Below are 22,454 nucleotides of genomic sequence, written 5' to 3'. Positions count from 1 at the left end.
CTTAAAAACGGTCGAAGAAACGGGTCTTCCTGTCAACTCGCGCGATTTTCGTCGTCGCGTCGATATACACGTCGACCCGACTGTACGGCGGTGTGATACTCACGCCGTCGCGGCTTGCGAAAGGTACGCTGATTTCGATCCACGCATCAGGCGCCGGAAACATCGCCGTATGGAACTTCTCGACCTGGCCGGGTTTGAGCTGGGCTCGCGTGATCTGATTGCTTTCGTTGTAGAAGTACGCGACCGGATGCTGTGCGTCGGCCGCATAGTGCAGCACGATAACCGGCCGGCAGAAGAACCAGGCGACGAGCGCGAGCGTGCAGAGGGCGGCGGTCCATTTAAATAATCGACGAAGCATTGTCAGTGGCTCACCTGGTGCATTGATGCGGACGCTTGGCGGCGTCCTCGCCGGCGCCCCACGGCATCGGCACGGCGGCGATTCTGTCGAGCAGAAGCTCTGTCGTCAAGGCATCCGGCTTTGCCGCCGCATAAAGATCGATGCCAAGCTGGATCGAAATATGGTCGGGTACATCGTCCGCGCTGGCTGGCCACGAGCCGTTTTGCTGATGGTTCTGGATCGTAGGCCAGCGGACGTGGGAGAGATCGCGGCCCGCATCGCTTGCGGCCTGGGCCAAACCCGCGCCCTTGATCAGTTCACCTGCGCTGAATCCGATTGCCACGCCGACGTAGCCGTAATGAATGTTCGACCAGATGTCGTAAAAGTAGTCGTCCTGCCCGTACTTTTGCCAGCCGTGATTGAAGATGCCCTTGGCCTTTAGCGTCTTCTGGATGATCGGCTTGTGGTCCCACGGCCGGTTGGGCGCGACTCGCTCGGCCCACATCTGGTAAGCGGCCGTTTTTTGTCCCACCGCGACGCCATAGTAATCCGGCATGCCACCGAGTTTCGCGTACCAGGGCAACGCGTTCCATTTTGCCGTTTCGGCGGCTGGATCGAAGTCGTTGGCACTCTTGATCTTCTTGCCTTCGGCCGTAAATGGATTCTTTTTCATTTCGCCGACCATAAACTCCGCGATCGGAATCGCGTCGTTCGGATCGCCGCAGAGCCGTACCTCCTTCGGCTCGGCGTCTTCGATCGGTGTGGTGTGAAGCGCGGCGACGAGCCGCATCGGTTTGCCGTTCTGCCCGTAAATCGTCACTCGCTATCCTCCACGTAAATGCGCACGGGTTCACGCTCGAGGGTTTGCGTCAGCAAGTGGGTGCGGCCCTGCGCGTCGGTTACGCCGTGCTCGAGTGCGCCCGACTGGCGTTCGATCGCGTACGCGGTGTTCGCAAGCGGGGAACCGCTGCCGACGCCGCACAGCACGTAGCGATCGTCGAATTGGCCCGGTTGCCATTTGCCCTCGGCGTCCTGTAAGAAAGCAGGGGCCGCGCCGGTGCCTTCCGCGCCGATGCCATGCGTGTCGTTCAATGTCGAGATCAGCGGGCAACCGGCGGAGGTCGTGTCGCCATGAACGACCTTGCGCTGGCCGCTGGGCAATGTCGCGTTGTGGGCGCCCGCAACCACGTGGCAGCGCTTCGGGCACGACATCACGGCACCGTCGAACGCAAGGTGCTGGCCGTGACTGCTAAAGGTCGGATCGCCCTCGGTCACGGTGGCGCCGCACGCGGCGTGGTCGCCCTCCCGAATCCATCCGCGGACTTTCATCGCGCGATTTCTCCCCGGACAGACAGTCGTCGCATGATTGACCGACTCACTTGGCCGGACAGGCGTCGAAATACATCTCGACGCTACGCAGCGACAACGGATGTTCGTCCTTCACGAAAGTGACGGACAGGTCGGTCAGTCGCTGGCCTATCGCGCACGCACCGGATGGCACGGCATAAGTGACTTCCTGGACACATTCGTTGGTGGGAAAGCGCTTTGAAGTGCGCAGATTATCAACCGATGGTTTGCCGCCTTTCAATTGCCCCTTCATGTAAGTGAAGTCGGGCTTGTCGAACGCGAAGTTTGAGAACAGTTCCTTGTGATCGTTCATGACTCCGACCAACCAGTCGATCTTGTCGGTGGTCGGCTTGCCGTTTTGCTCCAGGTCACGGCCAGAAGCGGCATTGGTGAGCAAGCGGAATTTGCTCTTATCTGCGTATTGCCTGAATGCGTTGGCATCCGGAAAGTGAGCGAAGAAATTTTGCTGCACCGCTTGCAGATCGGTTTGCGTGAGACAGCTCTCCTGAGGAGCGGCCAGCGCAAGATTGCTCACGCAAGCCAGTACGAGCGTAAAAGCCGCGGCGATTGATTTGCGTGCTGCGTTAACGTGTTCCATGACCTTTGGGATCTTTGATGTGATGTAGCTTGTTGAGTTCTTCGGCGCTGGCTTCGGGAAGTTGCGCGCCTTTCTTTATTTCTTCCTGTGCAAACGGGAGATAAGTGAGCGGCACGTAGAAGCCGTGCATAGCCGATTTCGCGAAATCGGTGAAATCGATCGTGCCGCCGAAGGTTCCATGACCACCTTGATTGCCGCCGAGCACCACGAGCTTTTTCTTCTTTGAGTCGTAGCCGTAGACGAACATCACGTGCCCGAGGTTGCCGAGGACCGCGATACATCCGTACACCGGCTCCTTGATCTGCGGGAAATTCGGGTCTGCGGCGAATGCTCGCGCGCGATGCCGATCGTCGCGTTTCGTGACCATGTGGCGCCCGTCCTGCAGCATGACCCAGTTGACGAACGCCGCACACCACGCGTTGTTGCTGCCGCTCAGGGACTTGATCCAGTTTTTTTCGTCGACGAGATCGTGATAGTTCATGGTCTTCGTGATGACCGTTTCGTCCGCGCCACCCCAACGCTCACCTTCCTTGATGGCGATGTTCATCCACGAGGCGCGGGGCTGGTCGGGCGGTACGAGCGCGATAGGACGGCCTTGGCCTTCCTGTGTGCGAGTGAGCGTGATCGGCGCGCTCTGGGGGGCTGCGGGTGAAGGCGATACTGCCGCGGCAGAAGCGGGCGAAGGTGCTGGAGCAGGTGCAGCAGGTGCAGTGGACGATGACGCAGCCACGGTCGCCGCGGCTGGCGCCGATGAAGTCGCGCGCGCAGCCGATTGGACGGCAGCCGACGTGGAGGCCGAGGCTGGGATCGGCGCGGGTGTAGAAGCCGGTTTCGCCACGGCCGGATGCGCGGCAGCGCTGCTGCCCGATGCAGCCGACGCGCTCGCCGTACTCTGCGATACAGTATGCGCAGCCGCATTGCCGGAATGCGCTACGCCGTCGCCAGTCCCGCCCTCGTAAATGAACAGCTTCTTGCCGACGACGATTAAATCGCTGTGCAGTTTGTTGTCTGCCTTCAATTTCGCCACGCTCGTCTTGAAGCGCGTAGCGATTTTCGACAACGTATCGTGTGGCTCGATCCGGTACTCGAATGCTGCGCGTTTGGCCTTCGTCACCTCGCCGCGTGGCACGTGAGGCGCCGTCGATGCATGAGCGACAAACAGGTCTCGTACCAGCAGAAACGATTTCGAAGCGTCCGCCACGCCGATGCTCGACACTTTTTTCCACTCGTCACGCGTATCCGCCATCAACACGTCGATCGTACCGCCGGTGTGTGGAATCGTCGGCAGCGTTCCGGTTGCGTCGGTGGTCAGCCTCGATTCCTTGCCGTTCTGGCGGACGATGACCGGCTGGTTCGGAATCGGCCGGGCACCGTCGGACAACGCAATTTTCGCGGTCTTCACCCACTTTTCCGAGCGTGTCTGCACATTGCCGTGATAACCCTCGAGGGTCTCGATGCTGTCCATCACCTGTTCAAGTTGCGCGTCTGTGAGCGTGCCGAGTTGGGTGTTCGCGGGAATGCCGGTGCGGTTCACGACAGAGCGGATGTACTTGTCCGGATCGTTGTGATCGCTACTCGGCGCGAACTTCGGAATGGCTTGAGCAATCGTTCTCTGGGCATACGATTCGGGGTCGCGCAGCAGACTCTTGAGCTCGGCGCGGCCGGTGTCGTAGTCGGGAAAGATCAGGAACTGCTTGCCGTCGCGCATGGTGGCGCGGCCGATGTTCGTGGTGATGACGCGCCTGCTGGGCGGGCGCATGTTGCCCGGATTGTTGAAGCGCCATGCGGGATTGCCGCCGCTGCGCAGCAGATGGTCGCCATTGTCCGCGACGAACTCGGCGGTGACTATGTCGAGGTGATAGGTCGCGCTCACGAACTTCGGCATGCTCTCCCCCTATTGCAGGCTATTGGCGTTTTCGCTCAGCGCTTTTTCTACGGTGTAGCGCTTTGCCTTTGCGTATCGAACGGTTCTGGTGAGCTGAAATGAGTAAGCCCAGTCGCCGTCGTAGCCCGACACCAGCTTGTAGACGCGCACGCTGACCGGTGCGGTGGCGGACGGGTCCGTTCCGGTATCCTTCTCGCCGATCAGCAACCAGGTGTCCTGTCTGGTGACGATGGTTGCGTCTTGCACTGCATCGTCGCCCGCACTGGATTCGGTAATCGTCAGCTTGAATTTCGACGTGTCCTTGCCGTCGACTACCGGCACCTGATACAGCGTCTTGTCGCGCGCGTTCTCCAGGTAGAACGTGTAGTTCAGGTAGGTTTGAACCGCGTTGTCCGTCATGACGCCCGACATCAGCGTCAGCTTGCCGTCCTTGACGTCCCACTGGTGGATGCCGGACTTGTAGGGGCCGGCTGCGGCCATCGCCGAATACGCGCACAGCGCAAGGGCGAGCCATGTTTTCACGCGATAAGTCATTGTTCTATTCCTCAAGCGACGCGATCTTTCTTAACGTCTCCGCCGACAGCAGAGCTTTCACGTCGTCGGTACGGAAGAAGGTGCCGGAGTCGTGGTCGAGCACGTCGAAATACGCGCCGCTCAATTGTGTTTCGTTCAGCGTGTAGTCGTCCGCCTCCTGCGCGGTCGGCGCGGTCGGCGTCTCGATCTCGTGGGTTTTCCAGTCGTCGTTGCCGATCTCGAGCCTCAGCGCCTTCGGTGCGTCGGTCATCACGCGCGGCAGGCGGCCGCTCTCCGGCATGTTGCCCTGCGCAAGCACGTTGTGGTCTTCGTCGACGATCTTGTATGGCTGGTTGAGCCATTTCGCATCGGCGAACAGTTCGTCGGAACCAATCGACGCGAAGCGCGCGCTGTACTGGGTGACCAGATCGCCCACCGGCAACTGCGGAAGCGGGTAGCTGCCGCTCACCGGACCGGCGAATGATTGCTCGGCACCCTTGATGTCGATCTTGCCCGGCGCATGGATCTCGATGTTGCCGTTCTCGATCTTGATGTACGCGCCGCCAGAAGCCAGCAGAATGCCTTTTGCCGCCGCCGCTTCCATTTTATCGGCGGCGGACACAAGCTTGAGGGTCTTCTGAGCGGTGACTTCGATGTTGTCTTCGTGCGCGCGGATTTCGACTTTGCCCTTGCCGGCGAACAGCTTCATGCCCGCGTTCTGCACGAACAGGCTGACTTTTTCGGTCACGCTCATGAGCAGCGACTTGCCGGTCGCGATGTGCGTGTTCTGTCCGCTGATCAGGTTGACGTGCTGATCAGTCGATATCTGTGTGGATGCCTGGGTGGACAACGCAATGCCAGTCGGACTGGCCAGCACCATGACCGGTTCCTTGAACGCGTTCGCGTTGCCGGTGCCTCCGCCGGCAGTGCGCCCTCCCGAAGCCGTGCTGGCCACACTGTTCTGCGTGGCGTCGGTAAAGCGTTTGAGCGAGTCGTGGCCGTCTTTCAAACTCGCGGCCTGATGCGTTTCGCTAACTTGCGACAGGGCCTCGATCACGCTCTCCGAATTGACCAGTTGGCTCTGCGCATCGCGCACGTCGAGCGGCTGGCTGGCGGCGCCGGTGTTCGGATGTGTCGATACGTACAGGCCCTTGGCGGCGCGCACCGCCCCATACGTATCGGCTTTGAGATCGAAGCCGCTGCCGAGGTACGCGCCGCGCGCGTTGCCGTCGTGCGCGATCAGGTACCCGAGATGCAGATGCGAGTTTGCGATGCTGCTGTACAGATGCACGCGGTTCTGGCCCGTCGAGTCGTCCATCACCATCTGGTTGTAGCCGGTGCCACCGTACTCTTTCGACCGGTAACCCGACAGGAGCCCGTTCGAATGCCATTGCGGTTTCGCCGTGCCGTTATAAAGGCGCGAGACGACCACCGGCCGGTCGCAATCGCCGCCGATATGGTCGATCAGCACCTCCTCGCCGACCCGCGGCATATGCACGCCGCCGTAACCGTCGCCGGTGTCGGCTTGAGCCGCGCGCACCCAGCAGGATGCACGTTCGTCGCCTTCGTTCAGCCGGTCCCAGATGAACTGAACCTTGATCCGGTTCAACTCGTCGGTGTAGACCTCTTCGCCCTTCGGACCGACTACGAGCGCCGACTCGAGGTGCATCTGCGGCTTCTCGTGTTCGAGCGGGCTCCGATACGCAACGGTGGTCCGCTGCGCCTCGATCGCCACCCGATAGAAGCCCTCCGACCCGTCCGCATGCGGCACACGTAGGTCGGCGCCGGTGTGACTGGCGCGCGCGCCGGCGAGCGTGTTCTGCAGGCTATGCGGGAAGATCGCGCTCTCGCTCGCAACCGGCAGATTGTTTTCGATCGTCCAGTCGGTCTCGATGACGGCGAATTCGCGCTGATTCGCGGCATCGCGATCGTGGTCAGGATGGCCGTCGAGCGTAAAACGCCGCCCGGCATCGGCTGCACGCATGCCGCCTACGCCATGAAAGCGCTTCGCGCGCGACTCCCATTCTTCCATGCGAATTCTGGATAGATGGTCGCCGCGTTCCTGGGCGGAATACGTGTACGCGCCGGTGTATTCGTAGACCTCGGATTGATCCGGCAACGCGCCCTGATGGGGCATGGTGGGGATGGTCGTGCCCTTGGGATTGAAGCGGGTGGAGGGATTCTTGTAGTCGAAGGTGCGCGTGCTCAGGGTCGCGCTCTGCAGCGTGCGTGTGCCCGACCATTGGGTCAGCGCGTCTGTCTCGCTGCCGGTGCCCGCCCGATAGAATTTCACGATTTGCGGGGACAGCGCCGCGAAGGTTCGCAGTTGATCGGTAATGACAAGCGTGTGAGAGCGGCCGTCCGAAGCCTGTTGCCAGAAGCCGTAAAGCCCTTCCGATTCAAGGAGCCGGTGCACGAAGTTCCAGTCGTCTTCGTCCTGCCGGCAATAGGAACGTGATGGCAGCGGTGTCGACAACGCGAACTGGAACAGGCCTTGGGCCTGCGGATGAGTGTTGAACACGTCGGTGACGATTTCGTCGACACTCTTGTCCTGCCAGATGCGCTGGTCGCGGCGAAACCTCAGGAAGTGCAGCCACGAGGAAAAGCCGAGCTGGTAGCTGGTCAGTCCGCTGTCCGACCCTAGTCGCCGCGCGGTGTGGACGTAGCCGTTATGCGGAAGGTACGACTTGTCGGCCTGCTGGATCCAGAGCGTGACGGGCTGCGCGATAAGCGTCTTGAGCTCGATGCCGCCAGAGGTCGAAACAACATCGACCGTGAACTCGAAATGACGGCCGATACGCGAATGCCCGACGACCCGCTGCGGCACGAGCACATTTGCGCCCAGCGGCGAGTCCAGCTTGAGCAGGCGATCCTGTTGAATTAATCCGCCCGCGACAATTCTTATCAGTTCTCGTGCGCTCATTCCCGACGCCTTTCTTAATAGCGACTTATTTTCGATGCGGACCGCATCTGGATTGCGGACGAGATTCTACATAATTTTGTTCACGGAATGAAAGCTACTTATCTGTTGGTAAGTAGAGAAATTTCACGAAATCGCCAATTTAAAATGAATCAACCTGCGCGAGGTAAGGTCGGGTTATTTGGCCTGGCAATACTTTCCGAAGTGTGATCGCGAGACAATGTCATTATTTCCGAAAATATTCTCACTGCCCTGATTTCCGATACAGAAGGACGTCAATCATGCTTGTGGCCGCACTTAGTGCCGCTGAGGGGCTTATTGCAGAGCGGGATTGATGTGGTTTTATTGAAGAGGGGTACGGTATTTTTCGGTGTTTATCTATTGTGCAAGCGTGCCTGGACGTAGCGGCCGGTTTATAACTTCCATTGTGAATTGTGTTTCGCCGCAAGCCGCTGTTGTCCGGCTCATGCGGCGACCGCCCAGTTTAAGCGCCATCGCCGCACTCCGTTTCTGAAAGTGCTAATTCCGACATGAGTTTTCAGGCTACCGATAATCGAATACCGTGCATCGTGTCTCGCTTCCCATTCGCGCGATGCCCGGCCACGGCTACCGTTTATCCACCCCTCAGCCCCTAAACCGCAAACCCCCGCGGATTCTGCGACTGCCAGCGCCAGTGATCCGCGCACATCCGCTCGATACCATACTGCGCACGCCAGCCGATAATCCTCTCGGCTGCCGCCGGATCGGCGAAGCACGACGCCACATCGCCCGGACGGCGCGCGACGATTTCATACGGCACCGGCCGCCCGGCCGCCTTCTCGAACGCGTTGACCACGTCGATCACGCTATAGCCCTGGCCCGTGCCGAGATTGACGACGAAGCTCGCGTCGTGCGCGACCAGCGCGTCGAGCGCGGCCAGATGCCCGCGTGCCAGATCCACCACGTGGATATAGTCGCGCACGCCAGTGCCGTCAGGCGTGTCGTAGTCGCCGCCGAACACCCGCAGCTTGTCCAGTTTGCCGACCGCCACCTGCGCGACATACGGCATCAGATTGTTCGGCACGCCGGCCGGGTCTTCGCCGATCAAACCACTTTCGTGCGCGCCGACCGGATTGAAATAGCGCAGCGTCGCGATGCGCCATGACGGATCGGCGAGCTCCAGATCGCGCAGCACCTGCTCGGCGATCAGCTTTGACTGGCCATACGGATTGGTAGCCGACAACGGGAACGATTCGTCGATCGGCGAGCTTTTCGGCACGCCGTACACAGTGGCCGACGAACTGAACACGAACTGCTTCACATTGCGATCGCGCATCACGCCGAGCAGCGTTAACAGGCTGCCGACGTTGTTGCTGTAGTACTCGATCGGCTTCGCAACCGATTCGCCCACCGCCTTCAGCGCGGCGAAGTGAATCGCGCCGGTGATCGGATGAGCATCGAAGATACGCTTGAGCGCCGCTTCGTCGCGTACGTCGGCTTCGTAAAAGGTCACGGGCTTGCCGGTGATTTTCTCCACGCGCCGCAGCGATTCGCGATTGCTGTTCACGAGATTGTCGATTACCACGACGTCGAAGCCGCCATTGAGCAGTTCGACGCTTGTGTGCGAGCCGATGAACCCTGCGCCGCCCGTTACCAGAATCGTGCCCTTCGTGGTCATGCTGTTGCTCCGTTAAAGTAAAACACCCGTCATTTTTTGCACCAGGTCTTTATACGTTTCGACGACGACCCGTTCGTCGAATTCCTGTGCGACTTTCTGTCGGCCGCGTTCAGCCATGGCGCGGCGCTCGGCGCCGCTCATGTCGAGCATCTGTGCGAGTTTTTGCGCAAGGCTCTCCGCGTTGCGCACTTCGCACAGCAATCCGTTGACACCGTCTGCGACTACTTCGCGGCAACCGGGCACGTCGGTGGTGACGATCGGCCGGCCCATCGCCGACGCTTCCATCAGCGTGCGTGGCACGCCTTCGCGATACGACGGTAAAACAATGCAATCGGCATCGGCTATGAAAGGGCGCACGTCGTGCGCCTCTCCAAGATACTCGATGATGCCTTGCTTTTCCCAGTCGGCGACCTCTTCACGCGTGATCGCGCTCGGGTTGTCGACGCCGACCGGGCCGAGCAGTTGGAACCGCGCGTGCGGATAACGTTCGCGCACGCGCCGCGCGGCTTCGACATATTCGCCGACGCCTTTGTCCCACAACAGCCGTCCGATCAGCACGAACTTGAACTCGGCGCGCTCGGGCAGCGGCGTGAACGCGAACTGTGCGAGATCGACGCCCTCGCCATGCAACAGACGCGCGCGCTCGGGATGCACCAGCAGTTTCTGATCGACGAACGCGGCTTGATCGTCGCGATTCAGAAACCAGACTTCGCGCGGAAAGCGGAACGCGAAACGGTACAGCTTCTTCGCGACCTGCGCCGCGCGGCTCTGCTGGATGAACACGTAGCCGAGCCCGGTGGTAACCGCCACCGACTCTACACCCGCCAATTTCGCGGCGATCGAGCCATAAATATTCGGCTTGATCGTGTAGTGGAACACCACGTGTGGGCGAATGCTTTTATACAGCCGGTACAGCGACCACAGTGTGCGCAGGTCGTCGCGCGGATTGGTGCCTTTGGACGCCACCGGCAATTCGATGCAGCGGCAACCCATCGCGCTCAGCAATTCGAACGTGCGGTCGCGCGGCGCGAGCACCGTGACATCGACGCCGCGTCCGACCAGCATGCGGATCAGCCCTTGCCGATACGTATAGATTGCCCACGCGGTGTTACACACGAGTGTAATGCGCAGCGCGGGCGTCGATTTGAAAGCAGGCTTCATGCGGGAACGTGCTCGACGGTGAGGGTTAGCGGCTCGCGCGCGGCGTGCGCAACGTGAGCAACGTGCGTTTGACTCGCTGCAACGCGCGATACGGCGTCACCAGATGCAGCAGATTCTTCGCGAGACCGAGCCAGTCGTATGGATTGGCGACGTTGAAGTGGCGCAGTTGCAGCCGCAGCGTCGACACGATCTGGCGGCGCCGTTTGGTCGCGCTGATTCCGCTTTCGTTCAGTTCGTAGTAAAGGCCGAGTTCTGGCAGGTTCGCGCAGTCGTATTGCGCCATCAGACGCACGAACAGATCGAGATCTTCGGCCGAGCGATAGCGCGCGCGATAGTTGCCGACCGCGCGTACCGCGTCGATACGCAACATCATCGACGGATGCGCGAGGCATGAACGGAAGAAGCGCAGCCGCCGGATCTGCTTCGGCTCGGCCGGCGGGGTCAGCATGAACAGCGGCTCGCCTGCGCGCGTCACCACTTGCGTCCACATGCCGAGGCCGGCCACGCGCGGATGCAACTCCATGAACTCGCGCTGTTTCGCGAGGCGTTGCGGCACGCTGCGATCACCCGCGTCGATGCGGGCCGCGTAACGGAAGCCGCGTTGAGCGAGTGCGTCGATGCCCATTTGCAATGCGCGTTCGATGCCGCCGTTCTGCGGCAGGCGCAGCACTTCGATTTTCAGATTCGCAAGTGCCGGCGCGACGATCGGCGGCGTGCTGCCGTCGTCGACGATCAGTACGTGTACTAGCGCACGTTCGCTGAACGACGCGAGCGTAAGATCGACATCGGCCTGGCCGTTATAGGCGGGTATCAGCACCGCGACGTCGTCGAGGCAGGGTTGCGCGGCGGCGGATGAATTCGTCATGGGCGCAATTTGAAACGGATGTAATAAAGATTGACCGACGCCGCCGCGAGATAACCGACGGCGAGTCCCACCAATGCGCCATAAGCGCCGAGCCGCGGAATCGCCAGAAGATTCACCGCGAAGGCGACGGCCAGCGCCAGCAGCCACTTGGACAGCAGCACGAATTTGGCCTGATATTTGAGCACGATCAGATTGCCGATCGCTTCGATGCCGGCCGGCACCGAGAGCCAGACTGCCCAGCGGAAGATCTCGATTGCGCCTTCGAAGTCCGGCCCGAACACGCGGCGGATGATCACACCGGCGAGCAGGTCGAGCACGAGTGCGCCGCTCACCATCAACGCGGCGGTCATTGCGGTGAGACGCCACATGTTGCGGCGCAGTTGCGCAGCGTCCTGCACACGATAGACAAAGGCCGGCGCGATGGTTTGCGCGAGCATCAACGCGAGCGTGATCCAGTTTTCGTTCAGTTGCTGGGCGGCGGAATAGCGGCCGAGGTCGGCGAACGAAATCGCGCGCTCGAGCATCAGACGGTCCAGTTTCAGGAACAGATACATACAGATCAGGCCGAGCCAGAACACCGTGCCGGCCGTCGCGAAGTGCTTGAACAGCGAACGATCGACGTGCCAGCCGAGCTTGCCGCCATGTCTGCTGATGTAATAAACAAGCAGCACGATACCGATCAGTGCCGATTCGGCGGCCCACAGCCAGCCGAAGCGCGCGGGCGTCGCCATGGCGCGCACCAGCAGATAGACGCAGCCCGCTTTCAGCACCGCGGTGCTCATACTGGTGAGCAATTGCGGCTTGCTGTACGTCATGCTTTGCAGCCACGCGTTGATCACGCCGACGAACGGCTCGCGAAACAGCATGGTCACGGCGAGCCCGGCGAGCATCGCGCCGACCAGCGGATCGAGAACATGCAACGCAATGCCGAGCCAGGTCAGCAGCAGCGCCGCGACGGAAACGGAAAAGCGCAGCGCGAACGCGCTGCCGAGCACGGTGCCCAGTTGCTCAGGCGGACGGTTGACGATGGTGGGCACGAGTATTTCGGCGCCGCATACCCAGGTGATTGGGGAGAGCACGAGGAGAAGCGTATTGGCGTACTGCCATTTGCCGAAGGTATCCGGCCCGAAGTAACGCGCGAGGATGCCGCTGATGACGATCGCAACGCCGATCTGCGTGAGCCGTTCGAGCCCGAGCCAGACGATGTTGGTAAAGGCGCGCGTGACGTCCGGATTGGCAAAGCGTTTGAGCGTCAGCATCCGCTGGCCGCTCGCCGGTGCACGTGCAGGTGCACGGATTGCAATCGCAGCGCGCCGCGCGCGCTTGCCCACCCGGTCGACGGTTGCGGCCACGGCACCGGCCGGTGCGGCAACTTTACAAAAGGAGGGCGTCTAAGCATTAGAATGGTGCGATAAGGCAGGTCCGAAAAGCGCAATTATAAGTTGGAACCGGATCGCTTCCGGCAAGGGCGTATCGTCCGGTTAGAGAGAGTGTTTTACCGATCTCCGGGCGCTGCGCCGGTCAAAATTTTCCATTGCACGCAAGTGAGCCAACATGATCTCCAAATCTATTTTCAAGGCGTATGACATTCGCGGTGTAATCGGCAAGACGCTCGACGCCGATGCAGCGCGTTCGATCGGCCGCGCGTTCGGCAGCGAAGTGCGTGCGCAAGGCGGCGACGCCGTGGTGGTCGCGCGCGACGGGCGCCTGTCGGGTCCCGAGTTGATCGAGGCGTTGTCGGATGGCCTGCGTGAGGCCGGTGTGGATGTCGTCAATGTCGGCATGGTGCCGACGCCGGTCGGCTACTTCGCGGCCAGCGTGCCGCTGCAGCTCGACGGCGGCGAGCGCCGCATCGATTCGTGCATCGTCGTGACCGGCAGCCACAATCCGCCAGACTACAACGGCTTCAAGATGGTGCTGCGCGGCGCGGCGATTTACGGCGAACAGATTCTCGCGCTGCATCAGCGCATCGTCGACGAAAACTTCTCCGCGGGCAGCGGCACCTACACCGAATACGACATCGCCGATGCGTATCTCGATCGCATCACGAGCGACATCAAGCTCGCGCGCCCGATCAAGATCGTGGTCGACACCGGCAACGGCGTGGCCGGCGGCCTCGCGCCGAAGCTCTTCAAGAAGCTCGGCTGCGAACTGGTCGAACTGTTCACCGAGATCGACGGTAACTTCCCGAACCACCATCCGGACCCGGCTCATCCCGAGAATCTTCAGGACGTGATTCGCGCATTGAAGGAAACGGACGCTGAAATCGGTTTCGCGTTCGACGGCGATGGCGATCGTCTCGGCGTCGTGACCAAAGACGGCCAGATCATCTACCCGGACCGTCAACTGATGCTGTTCGCCGAAGAAGTGCTGTCGCGCAACAAGGGCGCGCAGATCATTTACGACGTGAAGTGCACGCGCAATCTGGCGAAGTGGGTGAAGGACAAAGGCGGCGAACCGCTGATGTGGAAAACCGGCCACTCGCTCGTGAAGGCGAAGCTGCGCGAAACCGGCGCGCCGCTCGCAGGCGAAATGAGCGGCCACGTGTTCTTCAAAGACCGCTGGTATGGTTTCGACGACGGCCTGTACACCGGCGCGCGTCTGCTCGAAATCCTCACGCGCGTCGAAGACCCGAGCAAGCTGCTCAACTCGCTGCCGAACTCGAACTCCACGCCGGAACTGCAACTGAAGCTCGAAGAAGGCGAAAACTTCGAACTGATCGCGCGTTTGCAGCAGAACGCAACATTCACCGGCGCGGATAGCGTGCTGAAGATCGACGGCTTGCGGGTCGAATATCCGGACGGCTTCGGTCTCGCGCGCTCGTCGAACACCACGCCGGTCGTCGTGATGCGTTTCGAAGCCGATAGCGACGCAGCGTTGAAACGCATCCAGGAAGACTTCCGCCGCGTGATTCTCGCGGAGAAGGCCGACGCGAAGCTGCCGTTCTGAAGACTCGAACGGCGCCGCGGTTCTCTGCGAGCCGCGGCTGCCGTGAAGACGCGGCGCGGGTTTGATCTACCGCGCCGCGTTTTTTCGTGTCATTTATGCGTAGCACGCTAGAATTGCCGTCCTCGTGAGAAAACCGGATCGCCCAAGGTTTCTCATCCCTCGGGGAGCCTCGCGCGAAGCACGGGGTTCGGGGCTCTTTCAACGCATCTTCGGGCCGGATAGCCGGTTTTCCCACTCTTGAGCGTGCAAAAGATACTGATCGTGAGGGTGTCGTCGCTGGGCGACGTCGTTCACAACATGCCGGTGATCGCCGATATCCGACGCTGCCATCCCGACGCGCAGATCGACTGGCTCGTCGAAGAGAGCTTCGTCGGCCTCGTCGAACTGGTGAGCGGTGTGCGCCGGGCGATTCCGGTGTCGCTGCGCCGCTGGCGCAAGCGCATCCTGTCCGCCGCCAACTGGCGCGAGATCGGCGCGTTCCATCGCGCGCTCGCCGCCGAAAACTACGATCTCGTGATCGACTGCCAGGGGCTGATCAAGACCGCGTGGGTCGCGAGCATGGCGCGCGGACCGGTGGTCGGCCTCGCGAATCGCACCGACGGCGCGGGCTTCGAGTGGCCGGTGCGTTTCTTCTACGACAAACGCGTGCCGATCGAGCCGCGCACGCACGTGGTGGAACGGACGCGGCAACTGGTGGCGGCGGCGCTGAACGACCCGCGCCCGCAACCCACCGACGAGATCGACTTCGGCCTCGATACGAGCCGCGCGGCGCTGGCGTTGTCGCAGGCGAATCTGAACCTTCCAGTGCCTTACGTGGTGTTCGTGCACGCGACTTCGCGCGCCGACAAGCAATGGCCCGCTACCGCGTGGATCGAGCTGGGGCAGTCGCTGGTGCGGCGCGGTGCGTCGATCGTGCTGCCGTGGGGCAGCGACGAGGAACGCGCGACCAGCGAGCAGCTCGCGAAGGAATTCGGCGCGGCGGCAATCGTGCCGCCTAAGTTGAGCCTGCCGGCGGTGGTCGGGTTGATCGAAGGCGCGTCTGCGACGGTCGGTGTTGACACAGGTCTGGTTCACATCGCGGCGGCGCTGAAGCGGCCGACGGTCGAGTTGTACAATTTCGCCACCGCATGGCGCACCGGCGGCTACTGGTCGCCGAATGTCGTCAATCTCGGCACGGCCGGCAAGCCGCCCACGCTGCAGGAAGTCAAGTCCGCGCTGGCCGGTTTCGGCCTGCTGTAACGCGGCGCGCCTCGCCTTACGCTCCATCCGCTTTCAAGGGCGACCATGAACGAAACCCAGATCATCGAAATAGCGAACGCCGACTGGCACGGACGCAATCTGTCCGTGCCGCGCGAAACGCTGCTGGCCGGCGTCGAACGCGGCAAGGTGCTGTATTTCCCGAATCTGCGCTTTGCGATCGAAGGCGGCGAACAGGCGCTGCTCGATCCCGCGCTGGCCGATCCGAGCCGCAAGAACATCAGTCTCGAGCCGAACGGCGGCGCGCTGCACGGCGTGGCTGGCGACGCGGTCGCGCAATCGGCGGTGCGTGCACTGATCGCGCGTTATCAGGCCAATGCGCGCACGTTGGTCGACGGGCTCTTCCCCGAATACAACGGCAAGCTGCGCGTTGCGCCGACCAGCCTGCGGCTTCATCAGGTGGAAGGGCGCGAAACGTCGTGGCGTAAAGACGATAGCCGCTTGCATGTCGATGCGTTTCCGTCGCGGCCGAATTACGGCGAGCGCATTCTGCGCGTGTTCACCAACGTCAATCCGCATGGCGCGCCGCGTGTGTGGCGCGTGGGTGAGCCGTTCGAAGACGTGGCGAAGCGCTTCCTGCCGCACATCAAAGCGCAAATGCCCGGTTCCGCGTGGTTGCTGAACCTGCTGCACGTGACAAAAACGCCGCGCAGCGAATACGACCATCTGATGCTCAATCTGCACGACGGGATGAAGGCCGACCTCGACTATCAGAAGTCGAGCCCGCAGGAGACCATGCCGTTCCCGCCGGGCAGCGTGTGGGTGTGTTTCTCCGACCAGACCTCGCACGCGGTGATGTCGGGCCAGTTCATGCTGGAGCAGACGTTTTTCCTGCCGGTCAAGGCGATGGTGCAGCCGGAGTGCGCGCCGCTCGGTATTCTCGAGCGCCTGAAGGGCAGGGCGCTGGTTTGAGCGCCGCTGTTCTGGTGGATCGCGGGGGGGCGGCTGCGGCTGCGTTTGCGTTTGCGTTGCGGTTCGTGGCGCGGTTCATGTCGAAGCCAACGGAGTGCCGATGCTGAGGGCGATTTATAACGCGCTCTGGTGGATCGTCGCGCCGCTCGCCGTTCTGCGGTTGCTGATCCGTTCGCGCAAGGAGCGCGGCTATCGCGAGCATATCGGCGAACGGTTCGGCTATTCGCGCGGCCGTTTGCCGGAAGACGACACACCGTTGATCTGGGTGCACGCGGTGTCGGTGGGCGAGACGCGCGCCGCGCAGCCGCTCGTCGACGCGCTGATCAAAGCGCGGCCCGACGCACGCATTCTCCTCACGCACATGACGCCGAGCGGCCGCGCGATCGGCGAGCAGATTTTCGGCGATCGTGTAGTGCGCAGCTACTTGCCGTACGACATGCCGCATGCGGTGCGGCGCTTTTTGCGCGCGTGGCGGCCGTCGCTCGGTCTGGTGATGGAGACCGAGGTGTGGCCGACGCTGATCGACGAATGCCGTCGCGCGGATGTGCCGCTGGTGCTGACCAATGCGCGGATGTCGGCGCGTTCGTTCAAGCGCGCGGCGAAGTTCGGCAACGCGACGAAGGGCGTGTTCGGCGGTTTCGAGCGGGTGCTCGCGCAGAGTCCTTCGGATGCGGAGCGTTTGACCGCGCTCGGCGCACGCAACGTCGCGGTGCTCGGCAATCTGAAGTTCGATATGAACACGCCGCCGGAACTGGCGGCACGCGGCCATGCATGGCGCGCGGCGATCGGCGCGCGGCCGGTGTGGGTCGCGGCGAGTACGCGTGAAGGCGAAGAGGAACTGGTGTTGCAGGCGTTTGCGGCGCTTGGCGTCGACGATGCATTGCTGATTCTGGTGCCGCGTCATCCGCAACGCTTCAATGAAGTGGCGGCGTTGGCCGCGAAGCAGGGCTATCGCGTCGAGCGGCGCTCGGCGTGGGCGCCGGATGCGAAGCTGGCGTCCGCGGCTTGCGCTTCGGGCGGCGGCGTGCCGGCGTTGTCCGCGGACGTGAGCGTGCTGCTCGGCGATTCGATGGGCGAGTTGGGCGCTTACTACGCGGCTGCGGATCTGGCGTTTATCGGCGGTAGTTTGTTGCCGCTCGGCGGTCAGAATCTGATCGAAGCGTGCGCGGTCGGCGTGCCGGTGTTGATCGGCCCGCATGTGTTCAACTTCACGCAGGCTACTGCGGATGCGGTGGCGGCAGGCGCGGCGGTGCAGGTGCAGGATCCGGCCGATCTGGCGCGGGCGTTGCGCGAGCTGTTCGACGACCGCGCTCGCAGGCTGGCGATGGGCGGCGCGGCTTCGGCGTTCGCGGCCCGCCATCGAGGGGCGACCGCGCGGACGGTGGATGTGTTGATGGCGTTGTTGCCGGAGTGAGGGAGTGAGGGAGTGAGGGAGTGGGGCGGCAGCGCCCCGCTTTCAGCTCACCGAAGCGGTCCTCGCGTCACACCTTCAACAACCCCTTCTTCTCGATAAATTTCACCACCATATCGAGCCCATCGAGCGCCTTCAGATTGCACATCACGAAGGGCCGTTCGCCGCGCATCTTCTGCGCGTCCGAAGCCATCACGTCCAGATTCGCGCCGACCAGCGGCGCGAGGTCCGTCTTGTTGATCACCAGCAGATCCGACTTCGTAATGCCGGGGCCGCCCTTGCGCGGAATTTTCTCGCCGCCTGCCACGTCGATCACATAGATCGTCAGGTCGGACAACTCCGGGCTGAAAGTGGCCGCGAGATTGTCGCCGCCCGATTCGATGAACACGATGTCCGCATCGGGAAAGCGCGTGAGCATCCGGTCGACGGCTTCGAGGTTGATCGACGCGTCTTCGCGAATCGCGGTGTGCGGGCAGCCGCCCGTCTCCACGCCCATGATCCGTTCGGCCGGCAGCGCGCCTGCCACCGTCAGCAGACGCTGGTCCTCTTTCGTGTAGATGTCGTTGGTGATCGCGACGAGGTCGTATTGCTCGCGCATCGCCTTGCAGAGCATTTCGAGCAGCGTGGTCTTGCCCGAACCGACCGGGCCGCCGACGCCCACGCGCAGCGGCGGCAGTTTCTTCGTACGGACGGACGAGTGGGCGCTTTGATGAGGTGCGTTCATGAGGGTTCTTCTTATGAGCGAAAGAGCCGCGAATATTGCGACTCGTGCCGCGCCGACAGAATGCCGAGCTGCGGCGCGAAAGTGTTGATGTGTTCGGGCGACGTGGTCAACGCACGGGTCACCGCTGCGTCGATCGGCTCGCGCAATGCGACGATGATGCGCTGCCCCGCGAGCTGCCCCAGCGGCACTGCTTTCAACGCGGCGGCCGCCTGGTTTTCGACCCAGCTGAAAGCGTAGGCGGCGAGCGCGGCGTCGGGCGCGGCATCGTGCGCGTACGCGGCGAATGCAAATGCGGTGGGCTGCGCGAGCGGCGTCATCGAGGCGAGCGTGTCGCGCCTCGAAGCATCGCCCCATTCCAGCGATGCGCACAACTGCCGCAGCGACCAGCCCATCTGCTCGGTCTCGCGCCTGAGTTCCGCCGACTCGCGGCTCGCCAGAAACTCGCTATTCGCTTCTCTGAGGCCGTCGGCGTCGTGAGTGCGCCAGCGTTCCATCTGATGCGCGAGAAACGGCAACTCGCCATGCGCGAGCACGTCGGTCAGGCCGCTTGCGATCCATGCGCGTGCGGAGTCGGCGTCGGTGATGAGTTGCGCTTCGATCGCGGCTTCGAGACCCTGCGAGTAGCTGAACGCGCCGATCGGCAGCGCCGGCGACGCGAGATGCAGCAGCGCCGTCAGTTCAGCGATGCGCATGGTGGTGGTGATGCCCGTGGCCGCAGGATTCGTCGTGGACGTGGGCGTCGTCTTCGGCTTTGTGCTCGTGTGCGTGCTCGCCGCCGTGTTCGTGGTCATGGTCGTGACCGTGCGCATGACTGTGGCCGTGATCATGCTCATGCGAGTGATCATGCCCATGATGCTCGCCATAAACCTGCTGCGCCAACGCATAGTCCTCGGCGAACGTCTCGTCATGACCATGCTTATGTCCACCGCCGTACGCGCCGGACTCCGGCTGAAACGGCATCGACACCTGATCGACGCTCGCACCGATGCGCTTCAACATATCGGCAAGCACCGGATCGTATTCGAGCTTCAGATAATCCGTGCCGACTTCGACCGGCGTGTGGCGATTGCCGAGGTGATACGCGGCGCGCGTCAGCGTGAGCACATCTTTCGCGCGCACAACCAGCACCGCCTCAGCCGCGGCGGCGACACGCACAAGGCCGCCATCGTCGGCGACCAGCACATCGCCGTCGCGCAGCACCGTGCCGCGCGGCAGCAGCACCGCCACTTCTTCACCGTTGTCGAGCGTGGCCGCGAGGCGGCTCTTGCGGCGTTCGTCGAAAGCGAGCGTCAAAGTGGGCGCGCGTTTCACCAGCACGGGCGCGAGCTTCAGATGCGGCGCAATCAGTTTGTCGAGAGTACGCATGGTTTAGAACAGGAAGTAGCGTTGCGCCATCGGCAGCACGGTGGCCGGTTCGCAGGTCAGCAACTGACCGTCGGCGATCACCTGATACGTCTCCGGATCGACGCTGATCGCCGGGCGCCACGCGTTGTGGATCATGTCTGCCTTCGAAATGTTGCGGCAGTTCTTCACCGCGACGATACGCTTGTTCAGCCCATAGCGCTCGCCGACGCCCGCATCCGCCGCCAGTTGCGAAACGAAAGTCAGCGACGTGCGACCCAACGCGCCGCCGCGCGTCGCGAACATCTCGCGATAATGCACCGGCTGCGGTGTCGGAATCGACGCATTCGGATCGCCCATCTGCGCCATCGCGATCATCCCGCCCTTCAGGATCAGCGACGGCTTGATGCCGAAAAACGCCGGCTCCCAGAACACCAGATCCGCCCACTTGCCTGGTTCGATCGAGCCGACTTCATGTGCGATGCCGTGCGTGATCGCCGGGTTGATCGTGTACTTGGCGACATAACGCTTCGCGCGGAAATTGTCGTGGCGCGCGTTATTCGCGTTGTCTTCCGGCAGCGCGCCGCGTTGCACCTTCATCTTGTGCGCGGTCTGCCATGTGCGGATGATCACTTCGCCCACGCGGCCCATCGCCTGCGAATCCGACGACAGCATCGACAGTGCGCCGAGGTCGTGCAGGATGTCTTCGGCGGCGATCGTCTCGCGGCGAATCCGCGACTCGGCGAACGCGATGTCTTCCGCGATCGACGGGTCCAGGTGGTGGCACACCATCAGCATGTCGAGATGCTCTTCGAGCGTGTTGACGGTGTACGGGCGCGTCGGATTGGTGGACGACGGCAGCACGTTCGCTTCGCCGCACACCTTGATGATGTCCGGCGCGTGGCCGCCGCCCGCGCCTTCCGTGTGATACGTGTGGATCGTGCGGCCCTTGAACGCGGCCACCGTCGCTTCGACAAAACCGGCTTCGTTCAACGTGTCGGTGTGGATCGCGACCTGCGTGTCGGTATCGTCGGCAACGGACAGACAGTTGTCGATCGCCGCAGGCGTCGTGCCCCAGTCTTCGTGCAGCTTCAAACCGATCGCGCCCGCGGCGATCTGCTCGAGCGCCGGCTGCGGCTGGCTCACATTGCCCTTGCCGAGAAAGCCGAGATTCATCGGATAGCCGTCGGCGGCTTGCAGCATGCGTTCCAGGTGCCACGGACCCGGCGTGCAGGTCGTCGCGTTCGTGCCGGTTGCGGGCCCTGTGCCGCCGCCGAGCATCGTCGTCACGCCGCTCGCGAGCGCTTCTTCGATCTGCTGCGGGCTGATGAAGTGAATGTGCGTATCGATGCCGCCCGCGGTGACGATCAACCCTTCGCCCGCGATCACTTCAGTGGATGCGCCGATCGCGATCGTCACATTCGGTTGAATGTCCGGATTGCCTGCCTTGCCGATCGCATGAATGCGGCCGTTCTTGATGCCGATATCGGCTTTGACGATGCCCCAGTGATCGAGAATCAGCGCATTCGTGACGACCGTATCGACCACGTCGGCATGCACGCGTTGCGACTGGCCCATGCCGTCGCGAATCACTTTGCCGCCGCCGAATTTCACTTCTTCGCCGTAGGTGGTGAAGTCGCGTTCGACTTCGATCAGCAGGTCGGTGTCGGCGAGGCGCACGCGGTCGCCGGTGGTCGGGCCGAACATTTCCGCGTATGCGCGGCGGCCAATGCGTAGGGTCATGGTGTGAGTCCGGAAATGAGCTGGGCGATGAGCGAGGCAGTCGGGGCAGGCGGGCGCGCGGCGCGCATCACAGCTTGCCCATCACCTTGCCGTTGAAACCGTAGACGACCCGGTCGCCCGCCAGTTCGACCAGCTCGACAGTGCGTTCCTGGCCGGGTTCGAAACGTACGGCGGTGCCCGCCGCGATGTTGAGTCGAAAGCCGCGCGCCGCTTCGCGATCGAACGTGAGCGCGTCGTTCACTTCGTAGAAGTGGTAGTGCGAGCCGATCTGCACCGGCCGGTCGCCGGTATTCGACACGACCACCGTGACGGTGGCGCGGCCTGCATTGAGTTCGTGCTCGCCGTCGTCGATGAGGAGTTCGCCGGGGATCATGGGCGCTGCCTTTCGTCGTTATGGAGGGTTAGGGGATCGGATGATGCACGGTGACGAGCTTGGTGCCGTCGGGGAACGTGGCTTCGACCTGGATGTCGGGGATCATCTCCGGCACGCCTTCCATCACGTCGTTGCGCGTGAGCAGCGTGGTGCCGTAGTGCATGACCTCGGCGACGGTCTTGCCGTCGCGCGCGGCTTCCATCAGCGCGGCGGTGATGAAGGCGATCGCTTCCGGGTAATTGAGTTTGAGACCGCGCGCGCGGCGCCGTTCGGCGAGCAGCGCGGCGGTAAAGATCAGCAGCTTGTCCTTCTCGCGGGGTGTCAGCTTCATCGAGTCAGCTTCATCGAAGGTGGGTGTCGGGTTGTGCCGATCCCGCACGGGACCGGTTGCGACAATGATAGGCGCTGCGTGTCATGGCCGCGATCGCATGCTAAGCACGGGATGCAGCCACGACAAGTGC

At 62.5% G+C, this 22,454-nt stretch carries 21 protein-coding genes; 4 read left to right on the top strand and 17 right to left on the bottom strand.

Features of this window, described 5'->3' with window-relative positions; translation table 11 throughout:
• Position 1: 1 nt before the first annotated feature.
• The 11 genes from PQQ51_RS10975 to PQQ51_RS10925 form a co-directional block, all read right to left on the bottom strand.
• Positions 2–358, bottom strand: a complete 357-nt coding sequence (locus tag PQQ51_RS10975; RefSeq protein WP_408496800.1) for a hypothetical protein — start codon at positions 356–358, stop codon at positions 2–4.
• 10 nt (positions 359–368) lie between these two features.
• Positions 369–1,127 (bottom strand): polymorphic toxin type 44 domain-containing protein, encoded by a 759-nt coding sequence (locus tag PQQ51_RS10970; protein WP_408496799.1) that lies wholly within the window; start codon positions 1,125–1,127, stop codon positions 369–371.
• Between the two features lie 26 nt (positions 1,128–1,153).
• On the bottom strand, positions 1,154–1,666 hold the full coding sequence (locus PQQ51_RS10965) for a PAAR domain-containing protein (RefSeq protein ID WP_408496798.1): 513 nt from the start codon (positions 1,664–1,666) through the stop codon (positions 1,154–1,156).
• A gap of 46 nt (positions 1,667–1,712) precedes the next feature.
• Positions 1,713–2,282: a hypothetical protein gene (locus PQQ51_RS10960; protein ID WP_408496797.1), complete on the bottom strand. Its 570-nt coding sequence runs from the start codon at positions 2,280–2,282 to the stop codon at positions 1,713–1,715.
• Positions 2,269–4,167, bottom strand: coding sequence for a LysM peptidoglycan-binding domain-containing protein (locus PQQ51_RS10955; protein WP_408496796.1), 1,899 nt, complete (start codon positions 4,165–4,167; stop codon positions 2,269–2,271). The genes PQQ51_RS10960 and PQQ51_RS10955 overlap by 14 nt, the downstream gene beginning before the upstream one ends.
• A gap of 9 nt (positions 4,168–4,176) precedes the next feature.
• Entirely contained in the window at positions 4,177–4,701 is a 525-nt protein-coding gene (locus PQQ51_RS10950; protein ID WP_408496795.1) for a hypothetical protein, read from the bottom strand.
• Between the two features lie 4 nt (positions 4,702–4,705).
• Complete coding sequence (gene tssI / locus PQQ51_RS10945; RefSeq protein ID WP_408496794.1) at positions 4,706–7,603, bottom strand: type VI secretion system Vgr family protein; 2,898 nt, start codon at positions 7,601–7,603, stop codon at positions 4,706–4,708.
• Between the two features lie 628 nt (positions 7,604–8,231).
• Positions 8,232–9,257 (bottom strand): UDP-glucose 4-epimerase GalE, encoded by a 1,026-nt coding sequence (gene galE, locus PQQ51_RS10940; protein ID WP_408496793.1) that lies wholly within the window; start codon positions 9,255–9,257, stop codon positions 8,232–8,234.
• 12 nt (positions 9,258–9,269) lie between these two features.
• Positions 9,270–10,418: a glycosyltransferase family 4 protein gene (locus PQQ51_RS10935; protein ID WP_408496792.1), complete on the bottom strand. Its 1,149-nt coding sequence runs from the start codon at positions 10,416–10,418 to the stop codon at positions 9,270–9,272.
• Positions 10,419–10,443: 25 nt separating this feature from the next.
• Positions 10,444–11,283, bottom strand: a complete 840-nt coding sequence (locus PQQ51_RS10930) for a glycosyltransferase (protein ID WP_408496791.1) — start codon at positions 11,281–11,283, stop codon at positions 10,444–10,446.
• Positions 11,280–12,542, bottom strand: a complete 1,263-nt coding sequence (locus PQQ51_RS10925) for an oligosaccharide flippase family protein (protein WP_408496932.1) — start codon at positions 12,540–12,542, stop codon at positions 11,280–11,282. Before PQQ51_RS10925 ends, PQQ51_RS10930 begins: the two co-directional genes overlap by 4 nt.
• Positions 12,543–12,837: 295 nt before the next feature.
• On the opposite strand from PQQ51_RS10925, the gene PQQ51_RS10920 reads away from it, so the two are divergent.
• The 4 genes from PQQ51_RS10920 (at position 12,838) to waaA (ending at position 17,815) form a co-directional block, all read left to right on the top strand.
• Positions 12,838–14,232 (top strand): phosphomannomutase/phosphoglucomutase, encoded by a 1,395-nt coding sequence (locus tag PQQ51_RS10920; RefSeq protein WP_408496790.1) that lies wholly within the window; start codon positions 12,838–12,840, stop codon positions 14,230–14,232.
• Between the two features lie 237 nt (positions 14,233–14,469).
• Positions 14,470–15,471 carry a lipopolysaccharide heptosyltransferase I gene (gene waaC, locus PQQ51_RS10915; protein ID WP_408496789.1) on the top strand — a complete coding sequence of 334 codons (1,002 nt, stop codon included), beginning with the start codon at positions 14,470–14,472 and terminating at the stop codon, positions 15,469–15,471.
• Positions 15,472–15,516: 45 nt separating this feature from the next.
• Complete coding sequence (kdoO, locus tag PQQ51_RS10910) at positions 15,517–16,401, top strand: Kdo hydroxylase KdoO (RefSeq protein WP_408496788.1); 885 nt, start codon at positions 15,517–15,519, stop codon at positions 16,399–16,401.
• Positions 16,402–16,501: 100 nt separating this feature from the next.
• Entirely contained in the window at positions 16,502–17,815 is a 1,314-nt protein-coding gene (waaA, locus tag PQQ51_RS10905; RefSeq protein ID WP_408496787.1) for a lipid IV(A) 3-deoxy-D-manno-octulosonic acid transferase, read from the top strand.
• 67 nt (positions 17,816–17,882) lie between these two features.
• Here waaA and ureG read toward each other — a convergent pair whose 3' ends face one another.
• The 6 genes from ureG to ureA all read right to left on the bottom strand — a co-directional run bounded on the left by ureG (position 17,883) and on the right by ureA (position 22,324).
• Complete coding sequence (ureG, locus tag PQQ51_RS10900) at positions 17,883–18,536, bottom strand: urease accessory protein UreG (protein ID WP_408496786.1); 654 nt, start codon at positions 18,534–18,536, stop codon at positions 17,883–17,885.
• 11 nt (positions 18,537–18,547) lie between these two features.
• Complete coding sequence (locus PQQ51_RS10895) at positions 18,548–19,228, bottom strand: urease accessory protein UreF (protein WP_408496931.1); 681 nt, start codon at positions 19,226–19,228, stop codon at positions 18,548–18,550.
• Entirely contained in the window at positions 19,215–19,901 is a 687-nt protein-coding gene (gene ureE / locus PQQ51_RS10890) for an urease accessory protein UreE (RefSeq protein ID WP_408496785.1), read from the bottom strand. The genes PQQ51_RS10895 and ureE overlap by 14 nt, the downstream gene beginning before the upstream one ends.
• 3 nt (positions 19,902–19,904) lie before the next feature.
• On the bottom strand, positions 19,905–21,620 hold the full coding sequence (gene ureC, locus PQQ51_RS10885; RefSeq protein ID WP_408496784.1) for an urease subunit alpha: 1,716 nt from the start codon (positions 21,618–21,620) through the stop codon (positions 19,905–19,907).
• Positions 21,621–21,687: 67 nt separating this feature from the next.
• On the bottom strand, positions 21,688–21,993 hold the full coding sequence (locus tag PQQ51_RS10880; protein WP_408496783.1) for an urease subunit beta: 306 nt from the start codon (positions 21,991–21,993) through the stop codon (positions 21,688–21,690).
• Between the two features lie 28 nt (positions 21,994–22,021).
• Positions 22,022–22,324 carry an urease subunit gamma gene (gene ureA / locus PQQ51_RS10875; protein WP_012431981.1) on the bottom strand — a complete coding sequence of 101 codons (303 nt, stop codon included), beginning with the start codon at positions 22,322–22,324 and terminating at the stop codon, positions 22,022–22,024.
• Positions 22,325–22,454: the final 130 nt, after the last annotated feature.

This window comes from Paraburkholderia xenovorans (genome assembly GCF_046030735.1).
In the GTDB taxonomy this organism is placed as follows: domain Bacteria; phylum Pseudomonadota; class Gammaproteobacteria; order Burkholderiales; family Burkholderiaceae; genus Paraburkholderia; species Paraburkholderia xenovorans_A.
The sequence above is the reverse complement of the archived record's forward strand: the minus strand, read 5'-3'. Positions and strand labels throughout refer to the sequence as shown.